The sequence below is a fragment of the Thermus caldilimi genome (assembly GCF_004684245.1).
GTDB classification, from domain to species: domain Bacteria; phylum Deinococcota; class Deinococci; order Deinococcales; family Thermaceae; genus Thermus; species Thermus caldilimi.
The window spans coordinates 862,819-888,910 of the sequence record NZ_CP038452.1; the positions used below are offsets into that span (position 1 = coordinate 862,819).

Genomic DNA, 26,092 nt, shown 5'->3' on the forward strand with positions numbered 1-26,092 from the left:
TAGGGCAAAGAGGACCTCCCGTCAAATCCCCTTTGTTTGGGTTGGCCTCGGCCAAGCCCAGATGGGATCATACGTTAAAGAGAACGTAGAGGACATCCCCATCCTGGACCTCGTACTCCTTGCCCTCGAGGCGCACCCAACCCCTTTCCTTGGCCCTAGCCCATCCCCCAGCCTCCACCAGCCTTTCCCAGGGGATGACCTCAGCCCGGATGAACCCCTTCTCCATGTCGGAGTGGATCTCCCCCGCTGCCTCCGGGGCCTTGGTTCCCCGGCGCACCGTCCAGGCCCGTACCTCCTTCTCCCCTGCGGTAAAGAAGGTGATAAGGCCAAGGGCCCTGTACCCCGCCTGGGCCAGGCGCTGGAGGCCGCTCTCCCTCAAGCCATAGGCGGCGAGAAGTTCCTGTGCCTCCTCTGGGGAAAGCTCGGCCAGCTCCGCCTCGAGCCGGGCGGAAACCACCACCACCTCTGCCCCCTCGGCCTTGGCCTTTTCCCGCACCACCCCCACGTGGGGGTTACCTTCCCCCTCCGGTAGGTCCTCCTCACCCACGTTGGCCACGTAGATCACCGGCTTGGCGGTGAGGAGGGGGGTTTCCTTAAGCAGGCGGCGAAGCTCGGCATCCTCTCCTTGCTCTCGGTTTAAGAGGAAGGTGCGGGCGGGCTTCCCCCCTTGCAAGTGGGCGTAAAGGGCCTCCGCCACCTCGAGGGTGGGAATCAGATCCCGGTTGGCCCTAGCTTCCTTCCTAAGCCGCTCAAGCCGCCTTTCCCAGGTGGCGAGATCGGCCAGGAGGAGCTCGGTTTCCACCACCTCGGCATCTTCCAGGGGATCCACCCGGCCCATCACGTGCACCACATCGGGATCGGGAAAGCACCGGAGCACGTGGGCGATGGCCGCCACCTCGCGGATGTGGGCCAGAAACTGGTTGCCAAGGCCTTCTCCCTTGTGGGCTCCCTTGACCAGGCCCGCGATGTCCACAAACTCCACATGGGTGGGGACAACCGGAGGCCTCCGATCCCCCTTGGCAAAGACCTCCTGCAAGGCGTAAAGCCTTTCGTCCTCCAGGGATACCACGCCCACGTTCTTGTCGATGGTGGCGAAAGGGTAGTTGGCCGCCAAGGCCTGCGCCCGGGTTAGGGCGTTAAAGAGGGTGGACTTGCCCACATTGGGTAGACCGACGATTCCCACAGCCAGCATCTCGACCTCAAAAAAAGCCCCAGCTAGGGGCCTCTTTTCATCCTATCACATCCCTTGCGTATGATGGCAGGGTATGGACCTGGCCGCCCACATTGACCACACCCTCTTAAAACCCACCGCCACCCCGGAAGAAATCCTGAAGGTGGCGGAGGAAGCCCTGGAATACGGGTTTTTCGGCCTCTGCATCCCTCCATCCTATGTTCCCTTGGTGCGGGAGCGTTACCCCCATGCTCCTTTTCGCCTGGTCACCGTGGTGGGCTTTCCCCTGGGCTACCAGGCCAAGGAAGCTAAGGCCCTGGAGGCAGCCTTGGCCATCGCCCAGGGAGCCGATGAGGTGGATATGGTGATCCACCTGGGCCGGGCCGCGGCTGGGGACTACCCCTACATCGAAGAGGAGGTCCGCGCGGTGCGCCAGGCAACGCCAAAGGCTGGGCTCAAGGTAATCCTGGAAACGGGGCACTTTACCCCGGAAACCCTAGAAAACCTGGCCGAGGCCGCCATCCAGGGCGGGGCTGACTTCTTGAAAACCTCCACCGGCTTCGGACCCCGGGGGCCAGCCTAGAGGACGTGGCACTCCTGGTGCGGGTGGCCCGAGGCCGGACCCAGATCAAGGCGGCAGGCGGCATCCGCGACCGGGACACTGCCATCAAGCTCCTCGAGGCGGGGGCCACCCGGCTGGGAACCTCCAGCGGGGTAGCCCTGGTGCAGGGAGAAGGCGGGGATGGGTACTAAAAGGCGGCGGGAAAAGCCCACCCTGGCCGGGCTTCCCGGCTATTTGCTCCTCCTGGTCATCCTCCTCCTTTGGCTCTTCCAGGAGCTCCGTCCGGGCTTCCCCCCCCAGGCGGAAGCGGGGGGCGTGGAGGTCTACTTCATGCCCCAGGAAGGGGAGGCCGCCAAGGCCCGGCTCATCGCCCTTATGGACGGGGCCAAGGAAAGCCTGGATGGGGCCTTCTACGAGTTTCGCGACCTGGAGATCGCCAAGGCCCTGCTCAGGGCCAAGGAGCGGGGGGTGAGGGTGAGGCTCTACGGGGAAAGCGACTACCGAAACGACTTCCGCCGCTACCTGGTGGGTGGGGCCTTAGGCCAGCAAGGGGAAACTCCCCGGGTGCCCCAGGCAGCCCTACGGGAACGCATCCGGCCTTTGTCCCTGGACTGCGAGGAAATCGTGGGGATTCCCGTGTGCTTTGACGAACGGGAAGGCTTCATGCACCACAAGTTCTTGGTGGTGGACGGGCAGGCGGTCTGGACGGGAAGCACCAACATGACCTGGAACGCCTTCGCCCGGAACAACGAAAACAGCCTCCTCCTACCTTCTTCCACCCTGGCCCAAGGCTATGCCCAGGAGTTCACCGCCCTCTTCGAGGGCATCAAAGAAGGTCTGGGGAAACCCGTGGCCTTCCACCTTTCCCCGGAAAAGGGCATTCCGGCCGAGGGCACCGCCTACTTCAGCCCGAAAGGAGGTGCTTTGGGCCGGGAGGCCATCTTGGAACGGCTTAGGGCTTCCAGGACGGAAATCCTGGTGGCGGCCTTCGTCCTCACGGACCGGGAGGTGGTGGAAGCCTTGGTCCAGGCTCAGAGGAGGGGAGTGGGGGTCCAGGTCCTCCTGGAAGCCCGCAACCTTGGGGATAGCCGGGAAGACGACCTCCTGCGGGCCGGGGTGGCGGTGCGGAAGGACGGCAACCCCTACACCCTCCACCACAAGGTGATGGTGATCGACGGAACCTTTGTCATCACGGGAAGCTACAACTTCACCGCCAGGGCCTGGCAGGTGAACAACGAGAACCTTCTGATCCTGCAAAGCCCCGCCCTGGCGGAACGCTACCGGGAGGAGATCCTAAGGCTATGGCGGGAAGGGCAACCCCTTTAGTGCTGACCCTGGCCTCGGGAAGCCCTAGGCGCAGGGCGCTCCTCGAGGCCCTGGGCTTTCCCCTTAGGGTGGTGCCCCCTAGGGTGGAGGAAGCTGGGGAAGACCTTCCCCAAGACCCCAGGGAGCTGGCCCTAGCCCTGGCCCGGCGCAAAGGGGAGGAGGTGCCGGGGGAGTGGGTGCTGGCGGCGGACACCGTGGTGGACCTGGACGGCCGGGTTCTCGGCAAACCCAGGGATCGGGTGGAAAACCACCTTTTCCTCCGCCTCCTTTCCGGCAGAACCCACCAGGTCCACACCGCCATTTACCTGCGCACCCCTCAGGACCTGGTGGTGGAGGTGCACACCGCCCGGGTGCGCTTCCGCCACTTTTCCGAGGAGGAAATCGCTTGGTACGTGCAAAGCGGGGAAGGGCTGGACAAGGCCGGAGGCTACGGAGCCCAAGGCCTGGGAATGGCCCTCCTGGAGGGAATCGAGGGGGATTTCTACACGGTGGTGGGCCTGCCCGTGGCCCGGGTCTTTGTCCTCCTCTGGGAAAGGGGGTTTAAGCCGTGAGGGAAGTGGCCTTGCGGCGAAGCCTCTTCCTCTTCCTCCTGGCCTTGGGCCTGGCCATGGCGGCCCTAACGCGCCCCCTTGCCCCCCGCCTCGCCCTCACCCTTTCCCCCCTCACCGCCCCCCTGCCCGCCCTGGGCCACCGCCTGGGGCAGAACCTGCGGGCTGCCTCCGCCTTTCTCCTAAACCGCCAGGACCTCTACGGGGAAAACCGCGCCCTGAAGGCCCAGCTCGCCCAGTTGGAAAGCGAAAACCGCAGGCTTCGCCTCGAGGTGGAGCGCCTTTCCCGGGCCCTCAGGGTGCGGGCCTCGCAGGCCCCAGGGGTGGTGGCGGTGGCCCCGGTGGTGGGGGAGGATCTCTCTGGCCTTTACCGCCGCCTGATCCTGGGCCTAGGGGAGCGGGATGGCCTCCGGGTGGGCATGCCGGTGACCGCCCCGGAGGGACTGGTGGGGCTCATCGTGGAGGTGGAGGAACGCCGGGCCCTGGTGCGCACCCTCCTGGACCCGGAAAGCCAGGTGGGCGTGCGGCCGGAAAAGGTCCCGGGGCGGGGAGTGGCCCGGGGTGTTCCCCCTGACCACCTGGTGGCGGAGTTTCCCCCCACGGTCCAGGTGGCTCCGGGAGATCTCCTGCTCACCGGAGCTCCCTTGGGCCTTTTCCCGGACGGGATCCCCGTGGGCCGGGTGGAACGCATCGAGCGCGTCCAAGGCGGTTTAAAGCTACGGGCTTGGGTCAAGCCTCTGGTGGAGCTTTCCCTACTGGAGGAGGTTATCGTGCTGAGGCCCTTATGATGGGGATCCTTCTCCTCCTCACCCTTGTGCTCTCCGGATTCCTAGGAGCCCTCTGGCCCCAGGGGTTGATGGCCCCTGACCTCTTCCTGGTCCTGGCCCTCCTTTATGCCCGTAGCCTTCCCTATTACCTGGGCCTCCCTTGGGCCTTTTTTCTTGGACTTGTGCAAGACCTCCTGGGCTACGGGCTTTTGGGCCTCCATGCGGTGGGGCTCCTGAGCGCCAGCTACGCCTTCTATGCGGCAAGCCGCCGGCTGGCCCCGGGAGAGACCCCTGGGGTTCTCTTTTCCTTTTTGTGGGCCTTTTTGGCCAAGTGGGCGGGCTACTTTCTGGTGGCCTACTGGCTCCGCCTGGAGCTTCCTTCCCTCTTGCCTCTGGACCTTCTCCTCGAGGGCCTCTTCACCTTCCCCTTGCTCCTCCTGGCCTGGCGCCTTCTGCCCTCCCCCCGACGACCATGACCGGCCGGCTTTACACCCTCATGCTCTTCTTCCTCCTGGCCTTCGGCCTCCTGGCCTTAAGGGCCTGGCACCTCCAGGTGTTGGAGCACGAACGGTACGCCCTAAGGAGCCAGGGCAACTACCTGAAGACCGAGGGCATTCCCGCCCCCCGGGGCCGCATCCTGGACCGCAAGGGGCGGGTGATCGCCCAGGACCGGCTGGTGGTGGACCTGGTGTACGAGGGGGGCGAGGTGGCCTTCAAGGAAAGGCTCCTCCCCCTCCTGGGCTTGCAGGAACTCCCCAAGGTCCAAGGCCCCACGGTCCTCAAGGCAGGGGTACCCGAGCACCTTCTGCCCACCCTGGCGGAGATCACCGCTGGGCAGAAGAACCTCAAGCTGGTGGAGCGCATCGAGCGCTCCTACCCCAATCCCATCTCGGGTCCCGTGCTGGGGTATGTGCTCCAGGCCAACGCCGAGCAGGTGAAACGGGGATACAGCCCCGACGAGCAAGTGGGCCAAGCGGGCCTGGAAGCAGCCCTCGAGACCTACCTCCGGGGCAAGCGCGGGGTGAAGGCGGTGGAGGTCAACGTCCGGGGCGAGCGCCTCAGGGAAACCATCCTGGAGGAACCCACCCCCGGACAGGATGTGGTCCTCACCCTGGACCTGGACCTCCAGCGAGCGGCGGAAAAGGCCCTGGAGGAAGCCTTGGCTGACATCAATGCCGGGCGGAAGTCCAAGGGTCTTCCCCCCGCCACTCGGGTCAAGGGAGCCATCGTGGCCGTGAATCCCAAAACGGGGGAGGTTCTGGCCATGGCCAGCGCCCCCTCCTTCGATCCGAGCCTTTTCGCCAAGCGGCCCGTACCTCAAGAGGTCCAGGCCCTTCTTAAAGACAAGGACCTTCCCCTCCTGAACCGGGCGGTGCAACCCTACACCCCGGGTTCCACCTTCAAGTTGGCCACCAGCTATGCCCTGCTAGAGGAAGGGTACGTGACCCCCTCTACCACCTTCCGCTGTAGCCCTTACGTGGTCTTTGGGGGCCAGGTACGGCGCAACTGGGCCACCTGGGACATGGGCCCCATGACCGTGAAGGAGGCCATCGCCTGGAGCTGCAACACCTGGTACTACCAGGCGGTGGCCCAGGATCCCCTGGGGGTAGTGGACCGCCTGGCGGCGAGGGCCCACCTTCTGGGCCTAGGGGAAGCTACCGGGCTGGAAATCGCCGAGCGAACTGGGCTTCTCCCCACCCGGGCTTGGAAGCGACAGACCTTGAAAGAACCCTGGTACCCGGGGGAAACCCTTTCCCTGGCCATCGGGCAGGGCTCCCTCCTCACCACCCCAGCCCAGGTGGCCAGGATGCTCTCCACCCTCGTCAACAGCGGAGAGAAGCCCACCCTTCACCTGGTCAAACGCCTCGGCCCAAGGGAGGTTAAACCCCGTCTTGAACCGGTTCCCGGGCGTTTCTGGACCATCCTTCAAGAGGGCCTACGAAAGACCGTGAAGGAGGGTACCGCCCGCCATATCCTCGGGAACTTTCCCGTACCCACCGGCGGCAAAACGGGCACCGCGGAAACCCCAGGCAAGCGGGCGGGCCTCGAGCACGCCTGGTACATGGGTTACGGCCCTGCTGAACCCGGCTCCCCCTACCCTCCCCTGGTGGTGGTGGCCTTCTTTGAAAACGGCGGGGAGGGAAGCCGCGTGGCCCTTCCTGCGGTGCGCAAGGTAATGGCCGCCTACTGGCAGGTGGAAGAAGCCCAGGCCAGGTAGAATAGCGCCATGCGCCTCCGCGCCACCCCCAAAGCCCTAGCCCTGCGCCTGGATGGGGGCGAAACCCCAGAAGAAATTCAAAACCTCAAGCTGCCAGAAGATCTTCCCCTCGAGGTGGAGGTGGCCGGGCCTGTTTCGGGACCAGTGCTCCAAACCCTCCTGGAGCTAGGCCGGCCCCTTACCCTGATCCCTCCCAGAAACCGCCTTCCCGTCGGTACCCTGGTCCTCAGCAAGACCCTGCGTTCCGGCGAACGGGTGGAGCACCCCGGCACGGTGGTGGTCCTGGGGGATGTGAACCCGGGAGCCGAGGTGGTGGCCGGCGGGGATGTGATCGTGGTGGGCAAGCTGCGCGGCCTCGCTCATGCCGGGGCTGGCGGGGACGAGGAGCGCTTCATCTTTGCCCTGGAGCTGGCCGCCAAGCAGGTGCGCATCGGCCCCCATTTGGCCCAGGCGCCAGAGGAACAGGAAACCCGGGGCCCCGAGATCGCCCGGGTCCGGGAAGGAAAGATCGTGGTGGAGGCTGCTAGAAAGCGATAGTTCCCGTTTCCACCCCGTAGCGCTTCAGCACCACATAAATAATCCAACCCGACACGGCCACGTACAGCCATATGGGCACCAGTACCCTAGCCCAACGCTTGTGCAGGACGAACTCCCCCTTAAAAGCCCGCCAGATCACGTAAAGGGCCAAGGGGCCATTGATAGCGGCCAGTAGGGTATGGGTGATTAGGAGGAAGTAGTAACCGCCCCGCCAGGCCTCCGGCCCCCCGTAGGTGGTGGTGCCGTGAAGGGCCCATTTGGCAAGATAGAACACCAGGAAAAGGAGGGCTAAGGAAGTAGCCGTCAACATGGCCCGATGGTGGGCCACCCTGTTCCCCTTCTTGATCAAGACCACCCCTGTCACTAAGGCCAACCCGGAAAGCACGATGCTCCAAACCGCCAGCAAGCCCAGAAGCTCCTTCACCGCTCCCCCTCCCCTAAACGCTCGCCTAGAAGCCGCACCGGCTCCAGCTTTGCGGTACGCGCGTAGCTATAGCCCTTCAGATAATCCTCTTCTTGGCCCAAAAGCTGGTAGAGCCTAAGGTAGGCCACAGCCAACAGCCCATCCCGCTCCCGCCCTGGGGGAAGCCGGTGGAGAAGCCTGACGATCTCGCGGAACCTGGGGACCTGGCTGGCCTCGAGGGGAGTTCCCCTCAACGCCCGGGCCAAGTCCGCCAAGGTATCACCGTTAGGCCTCATAGCCCCCAGGAGTGTACCACACCCTGCCCCTAGGGAATACGCCGGCTGGTGCGGTTCCCAGCGGCATCCACCGCCAGCAACACAGCCCCGGCCGGCACCTCCGCGGAAAAGGCCACCGTAGCCTCCTTGGGGAGGGAAAGGGGATTGTAGCGATCGCCTACCTGAACCACCACCCGGTCCACTTGGACGTTGTCCTCCACCCGTCCATAAACCCGGTACAAGTTCCCCTCCCGCTCCACCCGCTCCAGCACGATGCGAGGGGGCGCTGCATCCAGCACCAGGGAAACCCGCTTCCCCCCACGGTTACCCCGGGTATCCTCCGCCTCCAGGAGAAGCTCCACCTTCCCGGAGGCGGGGGCCTGCAAGCGGAAACGAAACTGAACCAAGCGCTTACCCGCTTCCTCAGGGGGCAGGACCTCTTGCCCATTCACCTTTACACTCGCCACCCCCGAGGGATCAAAGGCATAGCCCTGCACCCTAACCTCCCTTCCCGGGGCCACCGCTCCACCCAAGGGCTCGGTAAGCCCCATCTCAGGGGGGGCGGTGTCGGGCCTGGCGCAGGAGGAAAGAGCAAAAATAATGAGGAGAGGATAGAGGAGATGCGCACGCATCTCCCCTATCCTACAGGGTAAGCGCACTTCAACGCAGAATCACACCTACGCGCCCCGCAAAATACGGCCCCAAAATTGGGGTGGGGAAGAGCACATGCGCACCAAGCTGACCCTCAAAGTAGGGATTAATGGCAGGATCGGGTAGTTGCATCTCCACCCCTACAAGCCCATGGGGGTAGATTCCAAACACCGTGCCACCTAAGGCAATCGTTGCCCCCACGCCAAGCCCATAGTACCAGCTCATTCCTATGCTCGAGTAACCAGGCAAGGAAGCCTTTGCCAGGATCAAAGCGGCATCCCCCGCAATACCAAAGAAACCAAACCCGGCTCCGAGGCGGAGATTAGCGCTTTGATACTGGAGGCCAAGATACGTAGGGTAACCAGAATAGAAACCAACCCCTGGCGTCTGAGCAAAGCCAACAGATAACGCAAACATTCCTAACAAGCCCCAAAAAATTTTCCTCATTGCTGGCACCTCCACTTTAAGGTTAGGGAAACCGCCGATAGATGTCAAGTAGTATATAAAGAATTTATCCTCACATAGCCCTCCGTCAGATCACACCCCCATGCCACGCCTTCCCCCTTCCCCTCCTGAAGGTCCACCAGGATCTCCACCTCCTCGGAACGCATGGCTTGGCTCGCCACTTCCCGGTCAAAGGGGAGGGCACCCCCGGCGTAAAGGGGCATGCCCTGGAGGAAGATGTGGACCCTAAAGGGGTCGAAACGGGCCCCAGAGTTGCCGAGGGCAGCCAGAATCCTGCCCCAGTTGGGGTCGTTGCCGTAAAGGGCGCTCTTCCAGAGGGCGCTTCCCGCTACAGTTCTCGCCGCCCGCCTCGCCTCCTCCTCCGTGGCCGCTCCCACCACCCGCACGGTCATGAGCTTGGTGGCTCCCTCCCCATCCCGGGCGATCTTCCTCGCCAGCTCCTGGGCCACTGCCTCCAGGGCGGGGGAAAAGGCCTCAAGGGGGACTGCACCATAAGACCCATTCGCCATCACCAGGGCGAGATCGTTGGTAGAGGTATCCCCATCCACGGTCACCTGGTTGAACGTGCGGTCTACGATACCCCGCCAGGCCTCCCTCAAGGCCTCCTGGGGTAAAGCGGCATCCGTCACCACGAAGGCCAGCATGGTGGCCATGTTGGGATGGATCATCCCGCTGCCCTTGGCGATACCCACGATCCTCGCCCCCCCTACCTCGGCCTCCGCCACCTTGGGAACTAAGTCGGTGGTAAGGATGGCCTCGGCAAAGGCATCGGCATAGGGAGCAAGTTCTATCTGGGGCAAACCCGCCTCTACCTTCTCCACGGGAAGAGGAACCCCGATAACCCCCGTGGAAGCGGTCAAAACCTCCTCCGCGGAAAGCCCCAAACGCAAGGCGGCCGCCTCCGCCATCCGCAGGTCATCCGCGAAGCCCCTTTCTCCGGTGGCGCAGTTGGCGTTACCTGCGTTGGCCACCACTGCCCGCAAGGTCCCGCCCTGGGCATAAAGGGCCCTACCCCGGTGGATGGAAGGGGCTGCAGCCCGGTTCTGCGTGGCCACATAGGCCCAGGAAGCGGGAAGACCAGAAACCAGCAAAGCCAGATCGGGCTTGCCGGAAGGCTTGATGCCCGCCCGGGTAGCCCCGGCGCGAAAACCCCGGGGGAGCCTCACGGCCATAGGCCCTCCTTGGGAAGTGCGGTCTCCTCAGGCAGACCCAGCATCCGGTTCAGGTTCTGGACCGCCTGCCCCGCCATCCCTTTCACCAGGTTGTCCAAGGCCGAAAACACCATAACACGCCCCGTTCTAGCTTCAAAAAGAGGCTTCACATCCACCCGGTTGGAAGCATAGGTGCCCTTGGTTTCCGGCAAGGCCCCTGTGATCCGCACAAAAGGTTCCTGGGCGTAGAAGTCCTGGTAAAGCTCGTCCAAGGCCTTTTGGTCCCAGTCCCCTTCCACCGCCGCCTCCGCCGTGACCAAGATACCCCGGGTCATGGGCACCAGGTGGGGGACGAAGGAAAGGCGCACCTCCCCTAGGGGCCCATGGGTGCGCACCGGGCGCCCCTGGGCCACAAGGCGGCCCAGGTTTCTTTCCATCTCCGGAATATGGCGGTGAACACCCCCCACCTTGTAGGGCTTAAGGTTCTCGTTGACCTCGGCAAAAAAGGTACCCTCCCCTTCCCTGCCCGCCCCGGAAACCCCGCTTAGACCCACCACAAAGGCCCCCCGCAGGGCACCTTCCGCCGCCAGAGGGGCCAGGGCCAAGGTGGTGGCCGTCACGTAACATCCGGGATTGGCCACCAGGCGCGCCCCCCCAAGCTCTTCCCGATGCAGCTCGGGAAGGCCATAGACCGCCTCCCGGTAGAGCTCTGGGCTTTTGTGCGGGATCCCGTACCAGGACTCGTAAACCTCCGGGGGAAGCCGGAAGTCCCCGGAGAGGTCTATGACCCGCTTGCCCTCCTCCAAGGCCTTGGGAGCAAGCTCCATGGCAAGCCCATTGGGCAAGGCCAAAAAAACCACCTCAGCCTGTTCCAGCACCTCTTCCAGGGTGCCAAAAAGCCCCTCATCCCATAGCTGGGGCCAGGCAGCGGAAAGGGGTTTGCCCTCGTGTTTGCGGCTGCTAAACCCTACCAGCTTCACCCCGGGGTGGGCCTTAAGAAGGCGGATCAGTTCCCCACCCCCATACCCCGAGGCCCCGATGATCCCCACCCTTACCACAGCGCCTCCAAAGGGATATTGGGGAAGGCCAAGGGAGCCAGTTTTTCCCCAGGAGAAAGCCAAAGCTGCTCCCGGTAGGGGTCGCCCGCAGGACCCCGGAACTCCTCGAGGGAGAAGCGGTAAGGCCGGACCATACCCCTAGCTTAGCAGGCGCAGGAGGACGGCCTTAGCGGTGTGGAGACGGTTTTCCGCCTGATCAAAGACCCGGCTACGGGGCCCGTGCACCGCCTCCTCGGTGGTTTCCTCCCCATAGTGGGCCGGAAGGCAGTGGAGAAAGACGCCCTGGGGCCGTAGCAGTTGCAAAAGCTCCCCGTTTACCTGGAATGCATTGAAGTCCCTGAGCCGCCTTTCCCGCTCCGCTTCCTGGCCCATGCTGGTCCAGACGTCGGTGTAAAGGGCATGGGCTCCCAAGGCGGCCTCCTTGGGATCATGGGTAAAGAAGGCTCCCGCCTTCTGCAAAAGGCCTGGATCCGGCTCGTACCCTCTTGGCGTGGCCACCCGCATCCTAAGACCCACCAGGGGAGCCACCTCAAGAAGGGAGTTCAACACGTTATTGCCATCCCCCACCCAGGCCACCTCGAGGCCCTCCCAACCTCCGAAAACCTCCTTCAGGGTGAGGAGGTCCGCCAAAGCCTGCAAGGGATGGGCCCGGTCAGAAAGGGCGTTGATCACCGGGATGCGGGCGTGGCGGGCGAGTTCCTCCACGGTCTCGTGCCGGTATACGCGGGCCGCGATCCCCTCCACGAAGCGCTCCAGGTTCTTGGCTATGTCCCTCACGGGCTCCCGCTCGCCGATGCCCACCTGTTTCTGGTCCAGGTAGACGGCATGTCCTCCCAGGTGAAGCATGGCCACCTCGAGGGTGGTGCGGGTGCGCAAGGAGGGCTTCTCAAAGAGAAGGGCCAGGACCTTCCCCTTAAGGTCCTCCCCGCGGTAGCGCTCCCTTTTCAGCCTCTCCGCCAAGGCCAAAAGGGCCTCGATCTCCTGGCGACCGTGGGCCGAGAAGTCCAAAAGATCCTTGGGCCGGGTGAGGGCGTCTCCCACCATGAGGCTTATAGGATACCCCATCCTTGCAAACTTATGCAACCCCGGCCTCCGGTTGACACGGGATGAGCCCGCGGGCTAGCATCCCCTTAGCCTCCGAGCCCGGAGAGACCCCCAGGGCCTTCCGGGCCGGGCTTATGGCCCCGGGGTAGCGGGGGCAACTCCGCTGCCTGCCGTGGTTGCAAAGGAGGTGGCAATGACCAAGTCCGGATGGCTTCTCTGGATTTTAGCCGTGTTCCTTGGGTTAGGCCCAGCCTGGGCCCAGCCCAAGCAGGTGCGGGTGGTAGCGGCCGCCGACCTGCAGTACGCCCTAGCCGACGTCGCCAAGGCCTTTGAAGCGAAAAACCCTGACATCCGCGTGCTTCTCTCCTTCGGTTCCTCGGGTAAGTTCTACACCCAGCTCACCCAGGGCCTCGAGGCCGACCTCTACTTCTCCGCCGAAAAGATCTACCCCGAGCGCCTCGAGAAAGAGGGCCTGGCGGAGCCCGGCACCCGCAAGCCTTACGCCACCGGGCGCATGGTCATCTGGCTGGACCGCAGGCTGGGCTTAAACCCCAACCCCGAGGCCCTCAAGGACCCCCGCATCACCCGCCTGGCCATCGCCAACCCGGTGCATGCCCCTTACGGCCGGGCCGCCGTCACCCTGTTGGAACACTACGGCCTCCTAAGGCGCCGGGCCGATGCCCAGGTCCCCGGCCTAAGCAAACCCTTTTCCACCCTTTCCTGGGAAGAAATCCCTTGGGAGAGGCTTACCAGGGGTGTGGAGGCCTACTGGGATATCACCCCCTTGCGGCAAGGCAAGCCGAACTTTGAACTGGTCTATGGCGAGAACATCTCCCAAACCGCCCAGCTGGCCCTGACCGCTACCCAGGCCGGCATCCTGGCCCTGTCCCTGGCGGTGCACGAAAGCCTCTCCCGCCCTGGCGTGTACTGGCTCGCCCCTTTGGAAAGCCACCTCACCTTGGAGCAGGACTATGTGATCTTGAAAGGTCGCAGGCGCCCCGAGGTCTTGGCCTTCTACACCTTCGTGGGAAGCCCTGAGGCGCGAGCCATTTTTAAGCGCTACGGCTTCCTTCTCCCGGGGGAGTAGATGCCGGAGCCCCTCTTCTGGACCTCCCTGAAGCTCTCCCTGGTGGTGGCGCTGGTCGCCTCCCTGATCCTCCTCCTTCTGGGAGTTCCCCTGGCCTGGCTTCTGGCCTTCCGCCGCTTCCCAGGCAAATCCATCCTGGAAGCCATCTTCCTCTTACCCCTGGTCCTTCCGCCCACGGTGCTAGGGTTTTACCTCCTCCTCTTCCTGGGGCCGGAGGGGCTTTGGCGCAAGCTTACCGGGCTTTCCTGGGCCTTCCGGTTCGAGGGGCTGGTCTTCGCCAGCGTCCTCTTCAGCCTCCCCTTCGCCCTCACCGCCTACCGGGAGGCCTTTTTGGCCCTAGACCGGAACCTCTTGGAGGTAGCCCGAACCCTAGGGGTCCCCCCCTGGAAGACCTGGGGACGGGTGGTGCTGCCTTTGGTCTGGCCTGGGTTGCTCTCAGGGACCCTTTTAGCCTTCGCCCACACCCTGGGGGAGTTCGGGGTGGTCCTCATGGTGGGTGGTTCCATCCCCGGGAAAACCCAGATGGTGAGCATTTACATCTACGACCTGGTGCAGGCCCTCCGCTTTGAGGAAGCCTCCAAGGCAGCCTCGGTGCTCCTTTTCCTCAGCCTGGCCATCCTGGTGGCGGCAAGAACCCTGGAGGCCCAGGGGCGAGCATGGAAGTCCACTACCTGATAAGGAAACCCATCCTCCTCGAGGTCCGGTTCCACATCCAGGGCTTCACCGTGCTCCTGGGGGAAAGCGGTGTAGGTAAGACCACGCTTCTCAAGGCCCTGGCGGGTCTGGCGCCTGCCGAGGGAAGGCCCTACGGCGGCCTTCCCCCCGAAAGACGGCCCGTGGGCTACCTGCCCCAGGAGCTGGCCCTCTTCCCCCACATGACCGCCTGGGAGAACGTGGCCTTTCCCCTGGCGGGAGGGAACCGGAAGGCTAGGGCCCTGGCCCTCTTGGAGCGGGTTGGCCTCGAGGAGCACGCCCACAAACGCCCGAGCCAGCTTTCCGGCGGCCAGAGGCAACGGGTAGCCCTTGCCCGGGCTTTGGCCAGGAACCCGGAGATTCTCCTTCTGGACGAACCTACCAGCGCCCTGGATCCCCTCACCAAGGACCAGGTTCTGGGGGAGCTGGTGGAACTCATCCGCCAGGAAGGAATCCCCACCCTGGCGGTGAGTCACGACCCCATCCTGGCCCGCATGGCCGACTGGCTTGTGGTGATGGGGTCAGGAACGATCCTGCAAGAAGGCCCGCCCGAGGAAGTGTACTCTGCCCCAAGCCAGCTTCCGGTGGCCAGGCTCTTGGGTTACGAAAACCTATTCCCGGCCCGCATAGAACCTGGGGGTGTGGAGGTCAACGGGGTCCATCTCCGCCTTTCCCTCCCCCCCTGGGCCCGGCCCGGGGAAACCGCCTGGGTGGGCATCCGGGCCGAGGAGGTCATCGTGGTGCGCCAGGACCGGCCCCCACCCCCGGAAAACCTCCTAGAAGGTGTGCTGGTAAACCTTCACCCGGAAGGCCTCGCCTACCGGGGCGTGTTCCAGGGATCCATCCGCCTGCAGATCCTGCTCCCCAGGCACGTCCAAGCCCGGTTGAACCTGCGCCCCGGGCAGAAGCTCCAGGTGGTCCTTAAGCCCCATTACCTTCATCTGATGCCGGGCCAAGTGGACTAACCCCTCCTCCCCCAGGCCAAACTTGTTGGTAACCCCCTTCAGGAAAAAGCGGGCCCGGTCCCGGGAAAACCCCAGGGCCCAGGCCAAGGCCCCCACCCTCGGGGGAACTCCGTTTCCCACCGCCCACAACACTGCCTTTTCCCCCGGAAGGAGCCGTAGGCCCACCCGCCCCCCAAGGCCCGAAACCAAGGTCCTAGGATCATCCCTACGGGTGAGGAAGGCCATGCCCCGAGGGTCATAGGCCCTAAGCCCCCAAGGGGTGACCCAAAGAAGCACCTCGCCCTTTTCCATCTGGTCCAGCCCCGCCAGGGCCAGACCGTGGCCTTCCTTCCAGTACACCTTCCAACCCGCTGGGCCAAGCGCCCCGTGCACCAGGGCATAAAGCTGCAAACTTTCCGTGTACACCACTGCTTCCAAAATCCTACCCTCCTTTCGCCCAAGGAGCCTTCGCCTAACTCAAGCGACGATCTTCTAGGGCAAAAGGAGGGGAGCGGGGAGAAAAAGCCCTTCCCTGGGGTTCCGGATAGCCGGGCACGGGGGCGACTCTGGCCCGCAGCACCCGCACCAGGGTAGGAGGCGCCACCTCCCCTATCGGAGGCATGCCCGGAGCCACCTGCAGGCCGCAGAAGAGGGAGTGGTCCACCTCCCTCTCCTCCCCAGGGGCCTGGCAGAGATCCGTCCGGAGGCCGGGGTTCTGCACCTGCATGAGGTACATTTGCAAGGCCACCCCGGTGGAGGCGGTGAGGGTGAGGAGGAGGTAGAGGAATACCAGAAACCCCCGTACGGAACCCCTCGAGGGCATGGCTGCAGTATAGCCTTCCCCCTCAGGTAAAGTGAAGGGGTATGGCCGTGCGCGGCACCAAGGATCTTTTCGGCAAAGAGCTAAGGCTCCACCAGCACATCGTGGCCACCGCCCGCCGGGTGCTGGAGGCGGCGGGGGCTTTGGAGCTCATCACCCCGGTGTTTGAGGAAACCCAGGTCTTCGAGAAAGGGGTGGGGATCGCCACCGACATCGTCAGGAAGGAGATGTTCACCTTCCAAGACCGGGGAGGGCGTTCCCTCACCCTGCGCCCGGAGGGCACCGCCGCCATGGTACGGGCCTATCTGGAACACGGGATGAAGGTCTGGCCCCAGCCCGTGAGGCTCTGGATGGCAGGGCCCATGTTCCGGGCAGAGCGCCCCCAGAAGGGGCGCTACCGCCAGTTCCACCAGGTGAACTACGAGGCCCTGGGCTCGGAAAGCCCCATCCTGGATGCGGAGGCCGTGGTGCTCCTGTATGAAAGCCTTAAGGAGCTCGGCCTAAGGCACCTCACCGTCAAGCTGTCCTCCGTGGGGGACCCCGAGGACCGGGCCCGCTACAACGCCTACCTGCGGGAGGTCCTCTCCCCCCATCGGGAGGCCCTCTCCCAGGACTCCCAGGAGCGCCTGGAGCTCAACCCCATGCGCATCCTGGACTCCAAGAGCGAGCAAGACCAAGCCCTCCTCAAGGAGCTCCGGATCCGGCCCATGCTGGACTTCCTGGGGGAGGAAGCGAAGGCCCATCTGAAGGCGGTAGAACGCCATCTGGGAAGGCTTTCCGTGCCCTACGAACTGGACCCAACCCTGGTGCGGGGCCTGGACTACTACGTGCGTACCGCCTTCGAGGTACACCATGCGGAGATCGGGGCGCAGAGCGCCCTGGGGGGCGGGGGAAGGTACGACGGGCTTTCCGAGCTCCTGGGGGGGCCACGGGTACCTGGGGTGGGTTTCGCCTTCGGGGTGGAGAGGGTGGCCCTGGCCCTCGAGGCGGAGGGATTCGGGCTTTCCGAGGAAAGAGGCCCGGACCTCTACCTCATCCCCCTCACGGAGGGTGCGGTGGCCGAGGCCTTTTACCTGGCGGAGAGGCTGAGGCCCCGCCTGCGGGTGGAATACGCCCTTACCCCCAAGAAACCGGGCAAAGGCGTGGAGGAAGCCTTGAAACGAGGTACCGCCTTCGTCGGCTTTCTGGGAGAGGATGAGCTCAAAGCGGGAGAGGTCACCCTAAAGCGGCTTTCCACGGGGGAGCAGGTTCGCTTACCCCAGACGGAAGCGTTGGGCTTCCTTCTTTCCGCCCTGGCGTGAGAATCCGTTAAGATTTGGGGGATTATGCGCCGTACCCACTTCGCCGGAAGCCTAAGGGAAGAACACGTGGGGGAGGAGGTGGTCCTCGAGGGGTGGATAAACCGCCGCCGGGACCTGGGGGGGCTCATCTTCCTGGACCTCCGGGACCGCGAGGGTTTGGTCCAGCTGGTGGCCCACCCGGAAAGCCCCGCCTACCAGGAAGCGGAGCGCGTCCGCTCGGAGTGGGTGGTGCGGGTGAAGGGCACCGTGCGCCTCCGCCCGGAGCCCAACCCCCGCCTGCCCACCGGAAAGGTGGAGGTGGAGCTTTCCTCCCTCGAGGTCCTCTCCGAGGCCAAAACACCCCCCTTCCCCGTGGACGCCGGCTGGCGGGGCGAGGAGGAAAAGGAGGTTTCCGAAGAGCTCAGGCTCAAGTACCGCTACCTTGACCTGCGCCGGAGGAGGATGCAGGAAAACCTGCGCCTCCGCCATCGGGTCATCAAGGCCATCTGGGACTTCCTGGATCGGGAGGGCTTCATCCAGGTGGAAACCCCCTTCCTGACCAAAAGCACCCCGGAAGGGGCCCGGGATTTCCTGGTGCCCTACCGCCAGCAGCCTGGCCTCTTCTACGCCCTCCCCCAGTCGCCCCAGCTTTTCAAGCAAATGCTCATGGTGGCGGGTTTTGACCGCTACTTCCAGATCGCCCGCTGCTTCCGCGACGAAGACCTCCGGGCCGACCGCCAGCCCGACTTCACCCAGATGGACCTGGAGATGAGCTTCGTGGAGGTGGAGGATATCCTGGAGGTTAACGAAAGGCTCATGGCCCACGTGTTCCGGGAAGCCCTGGGGGTGGAGCTTCCCCTCCCCTTCCCCCGCCTCACCTACCAGGAGGCCATGGAGCGCTTCGGCTCGGACAAACCCGACACCCGCTTCGGCCTGGAGCTCAAGGAGGTGGGGCACCTCTTCCGGGAAAGCGAGTTTCGGGTTTTCCGGGAAGCGGAAAGGATAAAGGCCCTGGCGGTGCCCAAGGCCCTTTCCCGAAAGGAGATCGCCGACCTGGAGGAGCTGGCCAAACGCCATGGGGCGGGGGGCCTCGCCTTTGCCCGGGTGGAGGAGGGAGGATTCGCAGGCGGGGTGGCCAGGTTTCTGGAGCCCGTGCGGCAAAGCCTCCTGGAGGCCACGGAAGCCGGCCTGGGGGACACCCTCCTCTTCGTGGCCGGGCCCGCCAAGGTGGCGGCCACCGCCTTGGGGCAGGTGCGGCTTAAGCTGGCGGAGATCTTAGGCCTCCCCCGGGAGGGCTTCCGGTTCCTCTGGGTGGTGGACTTCCCCCTTCTGGAGTGGGACGAGGAAAGGGGCCAGTACACCTACATGCACCATCCCTTTACCAGCCCTCATCCCGAGGACCTACCCCTCTTGGATGCCGATCCTGGGAGGGTGCGGGCCTTGGCCTACGACCTGGTGCTGAACGGCACCGAGGTGGGAGGCGGGTCCATCCGCATCCACGACCCCGCTCTTCAGGCCAAGATGTTCCAGGTGTTGGGTATCGGGGAGGAGGAGCAGCGGGAAAAGTTTGGCTTCTTCCTCGAAGCCCTCACCTACGGGGCCCCACCCCACGGCGGCATCGCCTGGGGCCTGGACCGCCTCCTGGCCCTTATGACGGCCAGCCCGTCCATCCGCGAGGTTATCGCCTTCCCCAAGAACAAGGAGGGCAAAGACCCCCTCACTGGGGCCCCAAGCCCGGTGTCCGAGGAACAGCTTCGGGAACTCGGCCTCATGGTGATCGCCCATGGCTAGGATTCCCTACGTGATCGTGGACGCCTTCGCCTCCACCCCGGGGGCCGGGAACCGGGTGGCCATAGTGCTGGACGCCCGGGGCATGAACCTCGAGGAGATGCGAAACCTGGCCCGGCACCTAGGCGAACCGGAAACCGCCTTCGTAATGGAAAGGCAAGAGACCCTGTTCGCCGTGCGCTTCTTCACCCCGTCGGGAGAGGTGGAGTTCTCCGGCCATGCCGCCATAGCCCTAGGCCTTACCCTGGTGCGCCTGGGCCTGGCCCCCGAGGGCAGCAAGAGGCTTTTCCTGCACACCCCCACGGAGGCCCTGCCGGTGGAGATCCTGTACGAGGCCGGGGAACCCAAGAAGGCCCTGGTGAGGGGCCCCGCCCCGAGGTTCCGGGATCTCCCCCCCTACCAGGTGCTCAAGGAGGTCCTCGAGGCCCTGGGCTCGGATGAGCGCTACCTGCACCGGGGTCTGCCTTACGGCATCGCCTACACCGGGCTTTGGAGCCTCTTCGTCCCCCTCATCGCCCCCGGGGTGGTGGATACCCTAGAGCCAGAGATGAAGGCCCTGGCCGAACTTTCCCACCAGCTGGAGGTGGCCACCGTCCATGCCTACGCCCCCATGGGACCAAGGAGTTTCTACGCCCGGGACTTTGCCCCCATCCTGGGCATTCCCGAAGACCCGGTGACAGGCTCCGCCAACGCCGCCCTGGGCGCCCTTCTGGCCCGGGCAGGGGTGGTGCCCAGGCGGGAAGGCCGGGTGGCCCTCACCATCTACCAGGGCCACCGCCTGGGCAACCCGGGCGTGGTGGAGGTGGTGGTGGAGTACAGCCCCACGGGCCAGCCCTACGGGGTGCAGATTGGGGGGGAAGCGGTCCAGGTATCCGCTGGGGAAGTTTGATGGTGCGACTGGTCTTCGTGGACGTGGACGGTACCTTGGTGGGCAAGGAGGGGGTGCCGGAGTGCGTGTGGCCAGCGGTGGAGGCCTTAAGGGCCAAAGGCATCCGCCTAAGCCTCATCACCGGTCGGCCGGGCCGGGGGCACGCCCTGGCTTACGCCCGCAGGCTGGACCCCGCAGGTCTCCACGTGTTCGAGTCTGGGGCAGTGGTCCTGGCGTTGTCCCGGGATCCTCACTCCCCTCCCGCTCACCCCCTCCTGGTGGAGGCCCTGCCCCAGGAGGCGGCCCGGGAAGCCATCCGCCTGGCCCGCAGGCTGGGGCTTCCCCTCGAGGGCTACACCGCCGACGGGGGCTTTTTCGTAGAGGGGGATAGCCCCCTCCTAAAGGCCCACCAGGAACTCCTGGGCGTGGTGGCCGAGGAAGCGGACCTGCTAAGGCTTCCTACCCCCCTGGTCCGCCTCCAGGTGCTGGCCGAGGCCCAAGCCCCCCTGGGCGCCCTCATGGACCCTTTGCCCCAGGACCTCCAGGCCCACGTGGCGGAAAGCCCCAGGATGCCCGGGGTGCGGTTCGTATCCCTGACCAAGCGGGGCGTGAGCAAGCTCTCGGCCGCCCGCTTTGTGGCGGAAAGCTACGGCCTGACCCTGGCCCAATGCGCCATGGTGGGGGATGGGGAAAACGACCTGGAACTTATCCAAGGAGTAGGCCTGGGCATCGCCATGGGGAACGCTTCGCCCCAGGTCAAGAAAGCGGCCCAACGGGTGGTGGCTCCCGTGGAGGCATGCGGCCTGGCGGAGGCCCTTGCCAGCCTATTGCCCAGTCAAAGGCCTTAAGGGAATGGCTTAAACCGCGCCCATACCACCCGCCCATCCCGATAAACGCCTGTCCCTTCCACCCAACCTGGAGCCAAGCTGGGGGTAGCAGACCCGAGCCCCGGGGGCAGAGCCAAGAAGCGCTTTCCATTCCGGTCCGCCGCGAGAATCCCTTGGAAAAGGAGCTGGCAAACACGGGTGCCAGGCCTCGGGAACCTCTGCGCACGCGGCAGGCTGTGCCTTCAAGCAGGGAAAGGCCTTCCCCCGTTGAGCAGGCCTCTAGGGCTATAGCCAACACACCGCGAGGTCATGCCCTTCACCCCTCAGGTTCAGGGTAGGGAATGCAGGCAAGCGCCAGGTAAACCCCTCGAGGCCCTTTAGGATATAAGGGTATGCGGGCCTTTATTGATGAGATCGCCAGATACGAGGGACAGGAAGTGGAGCTCAGGGGATGGCTCTACCAGAAGCGCTCCAAGGGAAAGATCCACTTCCTCATCCTCCGGGACGGTACCGGCTTTCTCCAGGCCACCCTTTTTAAGGGGGAGGTACCGGAGGAGGTCTTTGAAGAGGCGGGCCATCTCCCCCAGGAAACCGCCCTCAAGGTCTATGGCCTGGTGCGACGGGACGAAAGGGCCCCAGGGGGCTTTGAGCTTTCCGTGCGCGGCCTCGAGGTGGTGAGCCTCCCGCAAGCGGAGTACCCCATCGGCCCTAAGGAGCACGGGATCGACTTCCTCATGGACTACCGGCACCTTTGGCTCCGCCACCGCCGCCCCTTTGCGGTGATGCGCATCCGGGACGAGGTGGAAAGGGCCATACACGACTTCTTCGCCGAGCGGGGCTTCCTACGCTTTGACGCCCCCATCCTCACCCCAAGCGCCGTGGAGGGCACCACCGACCTCTTCCAGGTGGACCTCTTTGATGGGGAAAAGGCCTACCTCTCCCAGTCGGGGCAACTTTACGCGGAGGCCGGAGCCTTGGCCTACGGGAAGGTCTACACCTTCGGCCCCACCTTCCGCGCAGAGAGGAGCAAAACCCGCCGCCACCTTTTGGAGTTCTGGATGATTGAGCCCGAGGTGGCCTTCATGACCCACGAAGAGAACATGGCCCTGCAGGAGGAGTTGGTGAGCTACCTGGCAGGGCGCATTCTGGAGCGCAGGGCAAAGGAGCTGGAGATGCTGGGGCGGGACCCCAAGGTGCTGGAACCCGCCGCAGAAGGAAACTACCCCCGCCTCACCTACAAGGAAGCCGTGGCGCTGGTAAACCGGCTAGCAGAGAAGGACCCCGATCTATCCCCTCTTCCCTACGGGGAGGACTTCGGCGCCCCCCACGAGGCCGCCCTAAGCCGCCAGTTTGACCGGCCTGTCTTCATAGAGCGCTACCCCGCCCGCATCAAGGCCTTTTACATGGAGTCGGACCCGGAGGATCCGGAACTGGTCCTCAACGACGACCTCCTTGCCCCCGAGGGGTACGGGGAGATCATCGGGGGTAGCCAGAGGATCCATGACCTGGAACTTCTACGCAGGAAAATCCAAGAGTTCGGCCTCCCAGAGGAGGTCTACGACTGGTATCTGGATCTGAGGCGCTTTGGTAGCGTGCCCCATTCGGGTTTCGGATTGGGCCTCGAGCGTACCGTGGTCTGGATCTGCGGCCTCGCCCACGTGCGCGAGGCGATTCCCTTCCCCCGGATGTACACCCGGATGCGGCCCTAAAGGCCCGCTAGCTCCAGGAAGTACCGGTGAAGCCTGGGGTCCTGGGTAAGCTCGGGGTGGAAAGTGCTGGCCAAAATCTTACCCTGGCGCACCAGTACAGGTAGGCCCTCTAGCTCCGAAAGCACCTCTACTCCTTCTCCCAGGCGGCGGAAGGCGGGAGCCCGGATGAAGACCCCGTGGAAGGGCCCCAGGCCCCGAATCTCCAAGTCTTCCTCAAAGCTCTCCACCTGCCGGCCAAAGGCGTTGCGCTCCACCGCCACGTCCAGCACTCCCAGCCGGGGCTGTTCGGGGTAGCCTAGAATCTCCCGGGCAAGCCAGATGGCCCCGGCGCAGGTGCCAAAGAGGGCAAGGGAGCCCTCCCCCACCCGCCTTCGCACCTCCTCTTCTATGCCATACTCCCGAGCCAGCTTGCCGATGGTGGTGGACTCGCCCCCCGGGATCAACAAAGCGCTCACTCCTTCCAGGTGCTCCTTCTTACGCACCTCCTTAGCCTCTATCCCCAAGCGCCTAAGCGCTTCCTTGTGTTCACGGAAATCCCCCTGTAGGGCCAAAACGCCAACCACGCTCCTCATCCTGGACCTAGGCCCGGGCCCTGTCAAGGGAAGCCCGCACCAGGATAAACCCCAGTAGCCCCGCCAGCAGGGAAGCGGAGAGGATCCCCACCTTGGCCTGGTCCAGCAGGCCCTCCTCAAAGGCCAATCCGGCAATGAAAAGGGCCATGGTGAAGCCAATGCCCGCAAGGAAACCCACCCCTAGGATGGCCTTCAGGTCCACCCCTTCGGGTAAAACCCCAAGTCTCAAGCGCAAGGCGAGCCAGACCAAAAGCAGGATTCCCAGGGGTTTACCCAGCAAAAGCCCCAGGGCCACACCGAGGGCCACCGCTCCGAACTCTAGGCCCGTCAACGCCACCCCGGCATTGAAGAAGGCAAAGGTGGGAAGTACCCCGTACGCCACCCAGGGATGCAGGGTGTGCTCCAGGCGGTGCAGGGGGCTTTGGGCCTCTCCCACCTCTTCCTCCAAGGCCTCCAGTTCCCCTTCCAGGGCCTCAGGATCCGTTTCCATGGCAGCTCCCTGAAAAGGCCTGCCCCGCCGCAAAGGTATGGCCAAGGCCAGGAGCACCCCGGCCAAAGTGGCGTGAAGGCCGGACTTCAGAACAAAGTACCAAAGGGGCAGTCCTAAGAGCAGGTAAGGCCACAGGTACCAAATCCCCACCCGGTTCAGGAGAAGGAGTACCCCTAAGGTCAGGGCTGCCAGGAGAAGGTAGGTTCCCTCGAGGCCCCCCGTGTAGAAAAGGGCGATGACCAGAACCGCCCCCAGGTCATCCACAATGGCCAAGGCGGTGAGAAAGAGCTTTAACCCCAAGGGCACCCGGGGTACCAGAGCCAACACCCCTAGGGCAAAAGCGATATCGGTGGCCATGGGCACGCCCCATCCCCGGGCCTGGGGCAGGCTGGGATTGACCATGAGGTAGAGGACAGCGGGAAAGGCCATACCTCCCAAAGCCCCCGCCAGGACTAGGCCCGCTTTACGAAGCTCCTTCAGCTCCCCGGAAAGAATTTCCCGTTTGAGCTCCAACCCCACCAGCAGGAAGAACAGGGCCATCAGAAGGTCGTTGACCCAAAGGAGGAGGGGCTTTTCTAGGGAGAAACCGCCAAAGCGCAAGCCTACCGGAATTTCCCGCAAAGCAAAGTACGCCGCGGCCCCTGGGGAGTTGGCCAACACAAAGGCGAGAAAAGCTGCCAAAAAGAGGACCAAACCCCCCTTGGCTTCGCTCTCAAGGAACTGCTCCAGAAGTCTGGGATACCTGGGCCTGGGCATGGAATGACTATACACGGCTCCACAAAAGACGCAGGCTGTTCACCGTCACCAACACCAGCGCCCCGTTGTCCGCCAGCACCGCAGCCCAAAGCCCCGTGTACCCCAGGAGGGTGGTGAGGAGGAAAAGCCCCTTGAGCCCCACCGCCAGGGCCACGTTCTGGCGGACCACGCCCAGGGTCAGGCGGCTTAGACGGAAAGCCCGGGGCAAGGCCGCAAGGCTTAGAAGGCCCACGTCCGCTCTCTGCAAGGCCGCTTCGGCGCCCTCGGCCACCGCCAGTCCCACCGTAGCCCGGGCCAGGGCGGGGGTGTCGTTGACCCCGTCCCCCACCATGGCCACCCTGCCCCTTCCCTCCATCTCCTCCACCAGGCGGAGCTTCTCCAGGGGGGAAAGACCAGCCCGGACCTCCTCGGAAGCCAGCCCCAAGGCCGTGGCCAAGGCCAGGGCGGAGGCCTCCCGGTCGCCGGTGAGCAGGACAGGCTTAAGGCCCAGCTGGCGTAGCTTGGCCAAAGCTTCCCGAGCCTCGAGGCGAGGGGTATCCTGGAAGGCCAAGAGGGCCAGGGGAGCCCCTTCCCTAACCAGGAGGGAAAGGCTTAGGCCTTCCTCCGCCAAGGCCTTCCCCTGGGCCTGCACCCCAGGGGACAGGTCCCAGGCTTCTGGCCGCACCAAGCCCACCTCCCGGCCCTCCACCCGGGCGAAGGCCCCGAGGCCCGGCACCGTCCGGTGCTCCTCCGAGGGCAAAGCCTCAGGACCCGAAGCCTCCCGCACCGCCCGAGCAAGGGGATGGGAGGAGCCTTCCGCTACCCCTTTGGCTAGGGCCAAGGCCTCCTCCCTGGAAACCCCAAAGGTAACCACCCGCACCAGGGTGGGCTTTCCCAGGGTCAGGGTTCCCGTCTTGTCCAAGGCCACAAAGCGCACCCCGGCCAGGCGCTCCAAGGCCGCCCCGCTCTTAAAGAGCACCCCCGCCCTGGCCCCCCGGGCTACCCCCGCGGCGATGGCTGCCGGCACCGAGACCACCAGGGCGCAGGGACAGGCGATGAGGAGAAGGGCTAAGGCCTTGTACACATGCCCAAGGAAATCCCCCTGAAAAAGGGGAAGGACCAGGGCCACAAAGCCTGCCAAGGCCAGGACCGCCGGGGTGTAGCGACGGCTAAAGGCATCCACCACCCGCTCCGCCTGGCTTTTCTTGAGAAGGGCCTCCTCCGCCAGGCGTTCCATCTCCGCCAGGAAGCCCTCCTCGGGAAGGCGCTCCACCTTTACCACCAGGCTTCCCTCCACCACCAGGCTGCCCCCGTAAACCCGATCCCCTGCTCCCTTGGGCCTAGGCAGGGGCTCCCCGGTGAAGGCGGCCTCCTCCAAGGAAGCCTGCCCCGACACCACCACCCCGTCGGCCGGTACCCGCTCCCCCGGGGGCACCCGCACCAGGTCCCCCACCCGCAGGGCACTTAGGGGCACCTCCTCCAAGCCGCCTTCCCTCAGGCGGTAGGCCCTTCGGGGAAGAAGCTCTCCCAGAGCGAAAAGGGCCCGTCTGGCCTGGGCCACGCTATAGGCCTCCAATACCTCCCCCACGAGGAAGAGAAAAACCACCACCGCCGCCTCGGCCTCCGCCCCGATGAGGAGGGCTCCCAACGTGGCCACCGTGACCAGGGCCTGCATGCTGAAGGGGTTTTTCCGAAAAAGGGACGCCGCACGGCGGGCAAGGGGGAAAACCCCCACCAAGGCCGCCAGCCCATAACCCCAAGGGGCTAGTCCGGGAAAGAGGAAGGAGGCTAAAAAGGCCGCCAGGAGAAGCCCCCCAGAAGCCAAGGCCCAGCGCCAGGGTCCCAAAACACCCCTGCTCGTTTCCCCCTCGGGCTTCAAGCGATAGCCCAAGGCGGAAACCGCCTTTTCCGCCTCCTTCTCCGCCCCGGGAACCTCGAGGTGCAGGTACGCCTTACCGCTGGCAAAGCTAACCTGGGCCTGCACCACCCCAGGTACCCTGGAAAGGGCTTTCTCCACCTTTAAGGCGCAGTCGGCGCAGTCCAGACCCTCCACCCGGAACACGCGAACCCTGGGAGCCTCCATGCCCCCAGGGTAGCATCGCT

The 26,092-nt window shown here is 64.7% G+C and carries 27 protein-coding genes, 1 pseudogene and 1 riboswitch; of the genes and pseudogenes, 15 read left to right on the forward strand and 13 right to left on the reverse strand.

Translation table 11 applies throughout. The features are described from left to right. Positions 1-67: 67 nt before the first annotated feature. Positions 68-1,192: a redox-regulated ATPase YchF gene (gene ychF, locus EBI04_RS04295; protein ID WP_135256242.1), complete on the reverse strand. Its 1,125-nt coding sequence runs from the start codon at positions 1,190-1,192 to the stop codon at positions 68-70. A gap of 73 nt (positions 1,193-1,265) precedes the next feature. Here ychF and deoC point away from each other — a divergent pair. From deoC to EBI04_RS04330, 7 genes and pseudogenes are all read left to right on the forward strand, one after another. Continuing rightward, a pseudogene (gene deoC / locus EBI04_RS04300) lies at positions 1,266-1,924 on the forward strand (deoxyribose-phosphate aldolase). Then, the gene (locus EBI04_RS04305) at positions 1,914-3,059 is read left to right on the forward strand and encodes a phospholipase D-like domain-containing protein (protein ID WP_135256244.1); all 1,146 of its coding nucleotides are present in this window, start codon (positions 1,914-1,916) and stop codon (positions 3,057-3,059) included. Before deoC ends, EBI04_RS04305 begins: the two are co-directional and overlap by 11 nt. Next, positions 3,035-3,610, forward strand: a complete 576-nt coding sequence (locus EBI04_RS04310) for a Maf family protein (protein WP_135256246.1) — start codon at positions 3,035-3,037, stop codon at positions 3,608-3,610. The genes EBI04_RS04305 and EBI04_RS04310 overlap by 25 nt, the downstream gene beginning before the upstream one ends. Further along, complete coding sequence (gene mreC, locus EBI04_RS04315) at positions 3,607-4,395, forward strand: rod shape-determining protein MreC (RefSeq protein ID WP_135256247.1); 789 nt, start codon at positions 3,607-3,609, stop codon at positions 4,393-4,395. Before EBI04_RS04310 ends, mreC begins: the two co-directional genes overlap by 4 nt. After that, positions 4,392-4,850: a rod shape-determining protein MreD gene (gene mreD, locus EBI04_RS04320; protein ID WP_135256249.1), complete on the forward strand. Its 459-nt coding sequence runs from the start codon at positions 4,392-4,394 to the stop codon at positions 4,848-4,850. Before mreC ends, mreD begins: the two co-directional genes overlap by 4 nt. Continuing rightward, positions 4,847-6,592: a penicillin-binding transpeptidase domain-containing protein gene (locus EBI04_RS04325; RefSeq protein WP_135256251.1), complete on the forward strand. Its 1,746-nt coding sequence runs from the start codon at positions 4,847-4,849 to the stop codon at positions 6,590-6,592. Before mreD ends, EBI04_RS04325 begins: the two co-directional genes overlap by 4 nt. A gap of 9 nt (positions 6,593-6,601) precedes the next feature. Continuing rightward, positions 6,602-7,129: a septum site-determining protein MinC gene (locus tag EBI04_RS04330; RefSeq protein ID WP_135256253.1), complete on the forward strand. Its 528-nt coding sequence runs from the start codon at positions 6,602-6,604 to the stop codon at positions 7,127-7,129. On the opposite strand, the gene EBI04_RS04335 is transcribed toward EBI04_RS04330, so the two are convergent. The 8 genes from EBI04_RS04335 to argF are packed head-to-tail and all read right to left on the reverse strand — an operon-like array spanning position 7,116 to position 12,176. Then, positions 7,116-7,553, reverse strand: coding sequence for a DUF420 domain-containing protein (locus EBI04_RS04335; RefSeq protein WP_135256255.1), 438 nt, complete (start codon positions 7,551-7,553; stop codon positions 7,116-7,118). The two genes, EBI04_RS04330 and EBI04_RS04335, sit on opposite strands and share 14 nt — an antisense overlap. Continuing rightward, complete coding sequence (locus EBI04_RS04340; protein WP_135256257.1) at positions 7,550-7,828, reverse strand: hypothetical protein; 279 nt, start codon at positions 7,826-7,828, stop codon at positions 7,550-7,552. The genes EBI04_RS04335 and EBI04_RS04340 overlap by 4 nt, the downstream gene beginning before the upstream one ends. A gap of 29 nt (positions 7,829-7,857) precedes the next feature. After that, on the reverse strand, positions 7,858-8,439 hold the full coding sequence (locus EBI04_RS04345; RefSeq protein ID WP_135256259.1) for an Ig-like domain-containing protein: 582 nt from the start codon (positions 8,437-8,439) through the stop codon (positions 7,858-7,860). 28 nt (positions 8,440-8,467) lie between these two features. Beyond that, on the reverse strand, positions 8,468-8,905 hold the full coding sequence (locus tag EBI04_RS04350; RefSeq protein ID WP_135256261.1) for a hypothetical protein: 438 nt from the start codon (positions 8,903-8,905) through the stop codon (positions 8,468-8,470). A 44-nt stretch (positions 8,906-8,949) separates the two neighbouring features. Continuing rightward, positions 8,950-10,095 (reverse strand): bifunctional glutamate N-acetyltransferase/amino-acid acetyltransferase ArgJ, encoded by a 1,146-nt coding sequence (argJ, locus tag EBI04_RS04355; protein WP_135256263.1) that lies wholly within the window; start codon positions 10,093-10,095, stop codon positions 8,950-8,952. Further along, a complete protein-coding gene (gene argC, locus EBI04_RS04360; protein WP_206202086.1) occupies positions 10,086-11,123 on the reverse strand; it encodes an N-acetyl-gamma-glutamyl-phosphate reductase in 1,038 nt (345 codons plus the stop codon). Before argC ends, argJ begins: the two co-directional genes overlap by 10 nt. A gap of 2 nt (positions 11,124-11,125) precedes the next feature. After that, the gene (locus tag EBI04_RS04365) at positions 11,126-11,266 is read right to left on the reverse strand and encodes a hypothetical protein (RefSeq protein WP_240695373.1); all 141 of its coding nucleotides are present in this window, start codon (positions 11,264-11,266) and stop codon (positions 11,126-11,128) included. 4 nt (positions 11,267-11,270) lie between these two features. After that, entirely contained in the window at positions 11,271-12,176 is a 906-nt protein-coding gene (gene argF / locus EBI04_RS04370) for an ornithine carbamoyltransferase (RefSeq protein WP_135256267.1), read from the reverse strand. Positions 12,177-12,255: 79 nt separating this feature from the next. Next, a riboswitch (molybdenum cofactor riboswitch) is annotated at positions 12,256-12,379 on the forward strand. Between argF and modA the strand changes: the two genes are divergently transcribed. The 3 genes from modA (at position 12,370) to EBI04_RS04385 (ending at position 14,921) form a co-directional block, all read left to right on the forward strand. Beyond that, positions 12,370-13,263, forward strand: coding sequence for a molybdate ABC transporter substrate-binding protein (modA, locus tag EBI04_RS04375; RefSeq protein WP_135256269.1), 894 nt, complete (start codon positions 12,370-12,372; stop codon positions 13,261-13,263). Its footprint overlaps the riboswitch before it by 10 nt. Next, positions 13,264-13,938, forward strand: a complete 675-nt coding sequence (gene modB / locus EBI04_RS04380; RefSeq protein WP_135256271.1) for a molybdate ABC transporter permease subunit — start codon at positions 13,264-13,266, stop codon at positions 13,936-13,938. Then, positions 13,920-14,921, forward strand: a complete 1,002-nt coding sequence (locus tag EBI04_RS04385; RefSeq protein ID WP_135256272.1) for an ABC transporter ATP-binding protein — start codon at positions 13,920-13,922, stop codon at positions 14,919-14,921. Before modB ends, EBI04_RS04385 begins: the two co-directional genes overlap by 19 nt. A gap of 451 nt (positions 14,922-15,372) precedes the next feature. Here EBI04_RS04385 and EBI04_RS04390 read toward each other — a convergent pair whose 3' ends face one another. Then, complete coding sequence (locus EBI04_RS04390; RefSeq protein ID WP_135256274.1) at positions 15,373-15,723, reverse strand: hypothetical protein; 351 nt, start codon at positions 15,721-15,723, stop codon at positions 15,373-15,375. A 41-nt stretch (positions 15,724-15,764) separates the two neighbouring features. Here EBI04_RS04390 and hisS point away from each other — a divergent pair, with 41 nt between their 5' ends. The 5 genes from hisS to asnS all read left to right on the forward strand — a co-directional run bounded on the left by hisS (position 15,765) and on the right by asnS (position 22,192). Then, positions 15,765-17,021 carry a histidine--tRNA ligase gene (hisS, locus tag EBI04_RS04395; RefSeq protein WP_135256276.1) on the forward strand — a complete coding sequence of 419 codons (1,257 nt, stop codon included), beginning with the start codon at positions 15,765-15,767 and terminating at the stop codon, positions 17,019-17,021. Between the two features lie 24 nt (positions 17,022-17,045). Beyond that, entirely contained in the window at positions 17,046-18,791 is a 1,746-nt protein-coding gene (gene aspS, locus EBI04_RS04400; protein ID WP_135256277.1) for an aspartate--tRNA ligase, read from the forward strand. Then, positions 18,784-19,677: a PhzF family phenazine biosynthesis protein gene (locus tag EBI04_RS04405; RefSeq protein WP_135256279.1), complete on the forward strand. Its 894-nt coding sequence runs from the start codon at positions 18,784-18,786 to the stop codon at positions 19,675-19,677. The genes aspS and EBI04_RS04405 overlap by 8 nt, the downstream gene beginning before the upstream one ends. After that, on the forward strand, positions 19,677-20,504 hold the full coding sequence (locus EBI04_RS04410; protein WP_135256281.1) for an HAD family hydrolase: 828 nt from the start codon (positions 19,677-19,679) through the stop codon (positions 20,502-20,504). The genes EBI04_RS04405 and EBI04_RS04410 overlap by 1 nt, the downstream gene beginning before the upstream one ends. A 371-nt stretch (positions 20,505-20,875) precedes the next feature. Further along, positions 20,876-22,192, forward strand: a complete 1,317-nt coding sequence (asnS, locus tag EBI04_RS04415) for an asparagine--tRNA ligase (RefSeq protein WP_135256283.1) — start codon at positions 20,876-20,878, stop codon at positions 22,190-22,192. Here the strand turns inward: asnS and pdxT are convergent. The 3 genes from pdxT to EBI04_RS04430 are packed head-to-tail and all read right to left on the reverse strand — an operon-like array spanning position 22,189 to position 26,072. Then, a complete protein-coding gene (pdxT, locus tag EBI04_RS04420; RefSeq protein ID WP_135256285.1) occupies positions 22,189-22,764 on the reverse strand; it encodes a pyridoxal 5'-phosphate synthase glutaminase subunit PdxT in 576 nt (191 codons plus the stop codon). The genes asnS and pdxT overlap by 4 nt on opposite strands. Before the next feature lie 7 nt (positions 22,765-22,771). Then, positions 22,772-24,010, reverse strand: a complete 1,239-nt coding sequence (gene nhaA, locus EBI04_RS04425; protein ID WP_135256287.1) for a Na+/H+ antiporter NhaA — start codon at positions 24,008-24,010, stop codon at positions 22,772-22,774. A 7-nt stretch (positions 24,011-24,017) separates the two neighbouring features. After that, entirely contained in the window at positions 24,018-26,072 is a 2,055-nt protein-coding gene (locus tag EBI04_RS04430; RefSeq protein WP_135256289.1) for a heavy metal translocating P-type ATPase, read from the reverse strand. Positions 26,073-26,092: the final 20 nt, after the last annotated feature.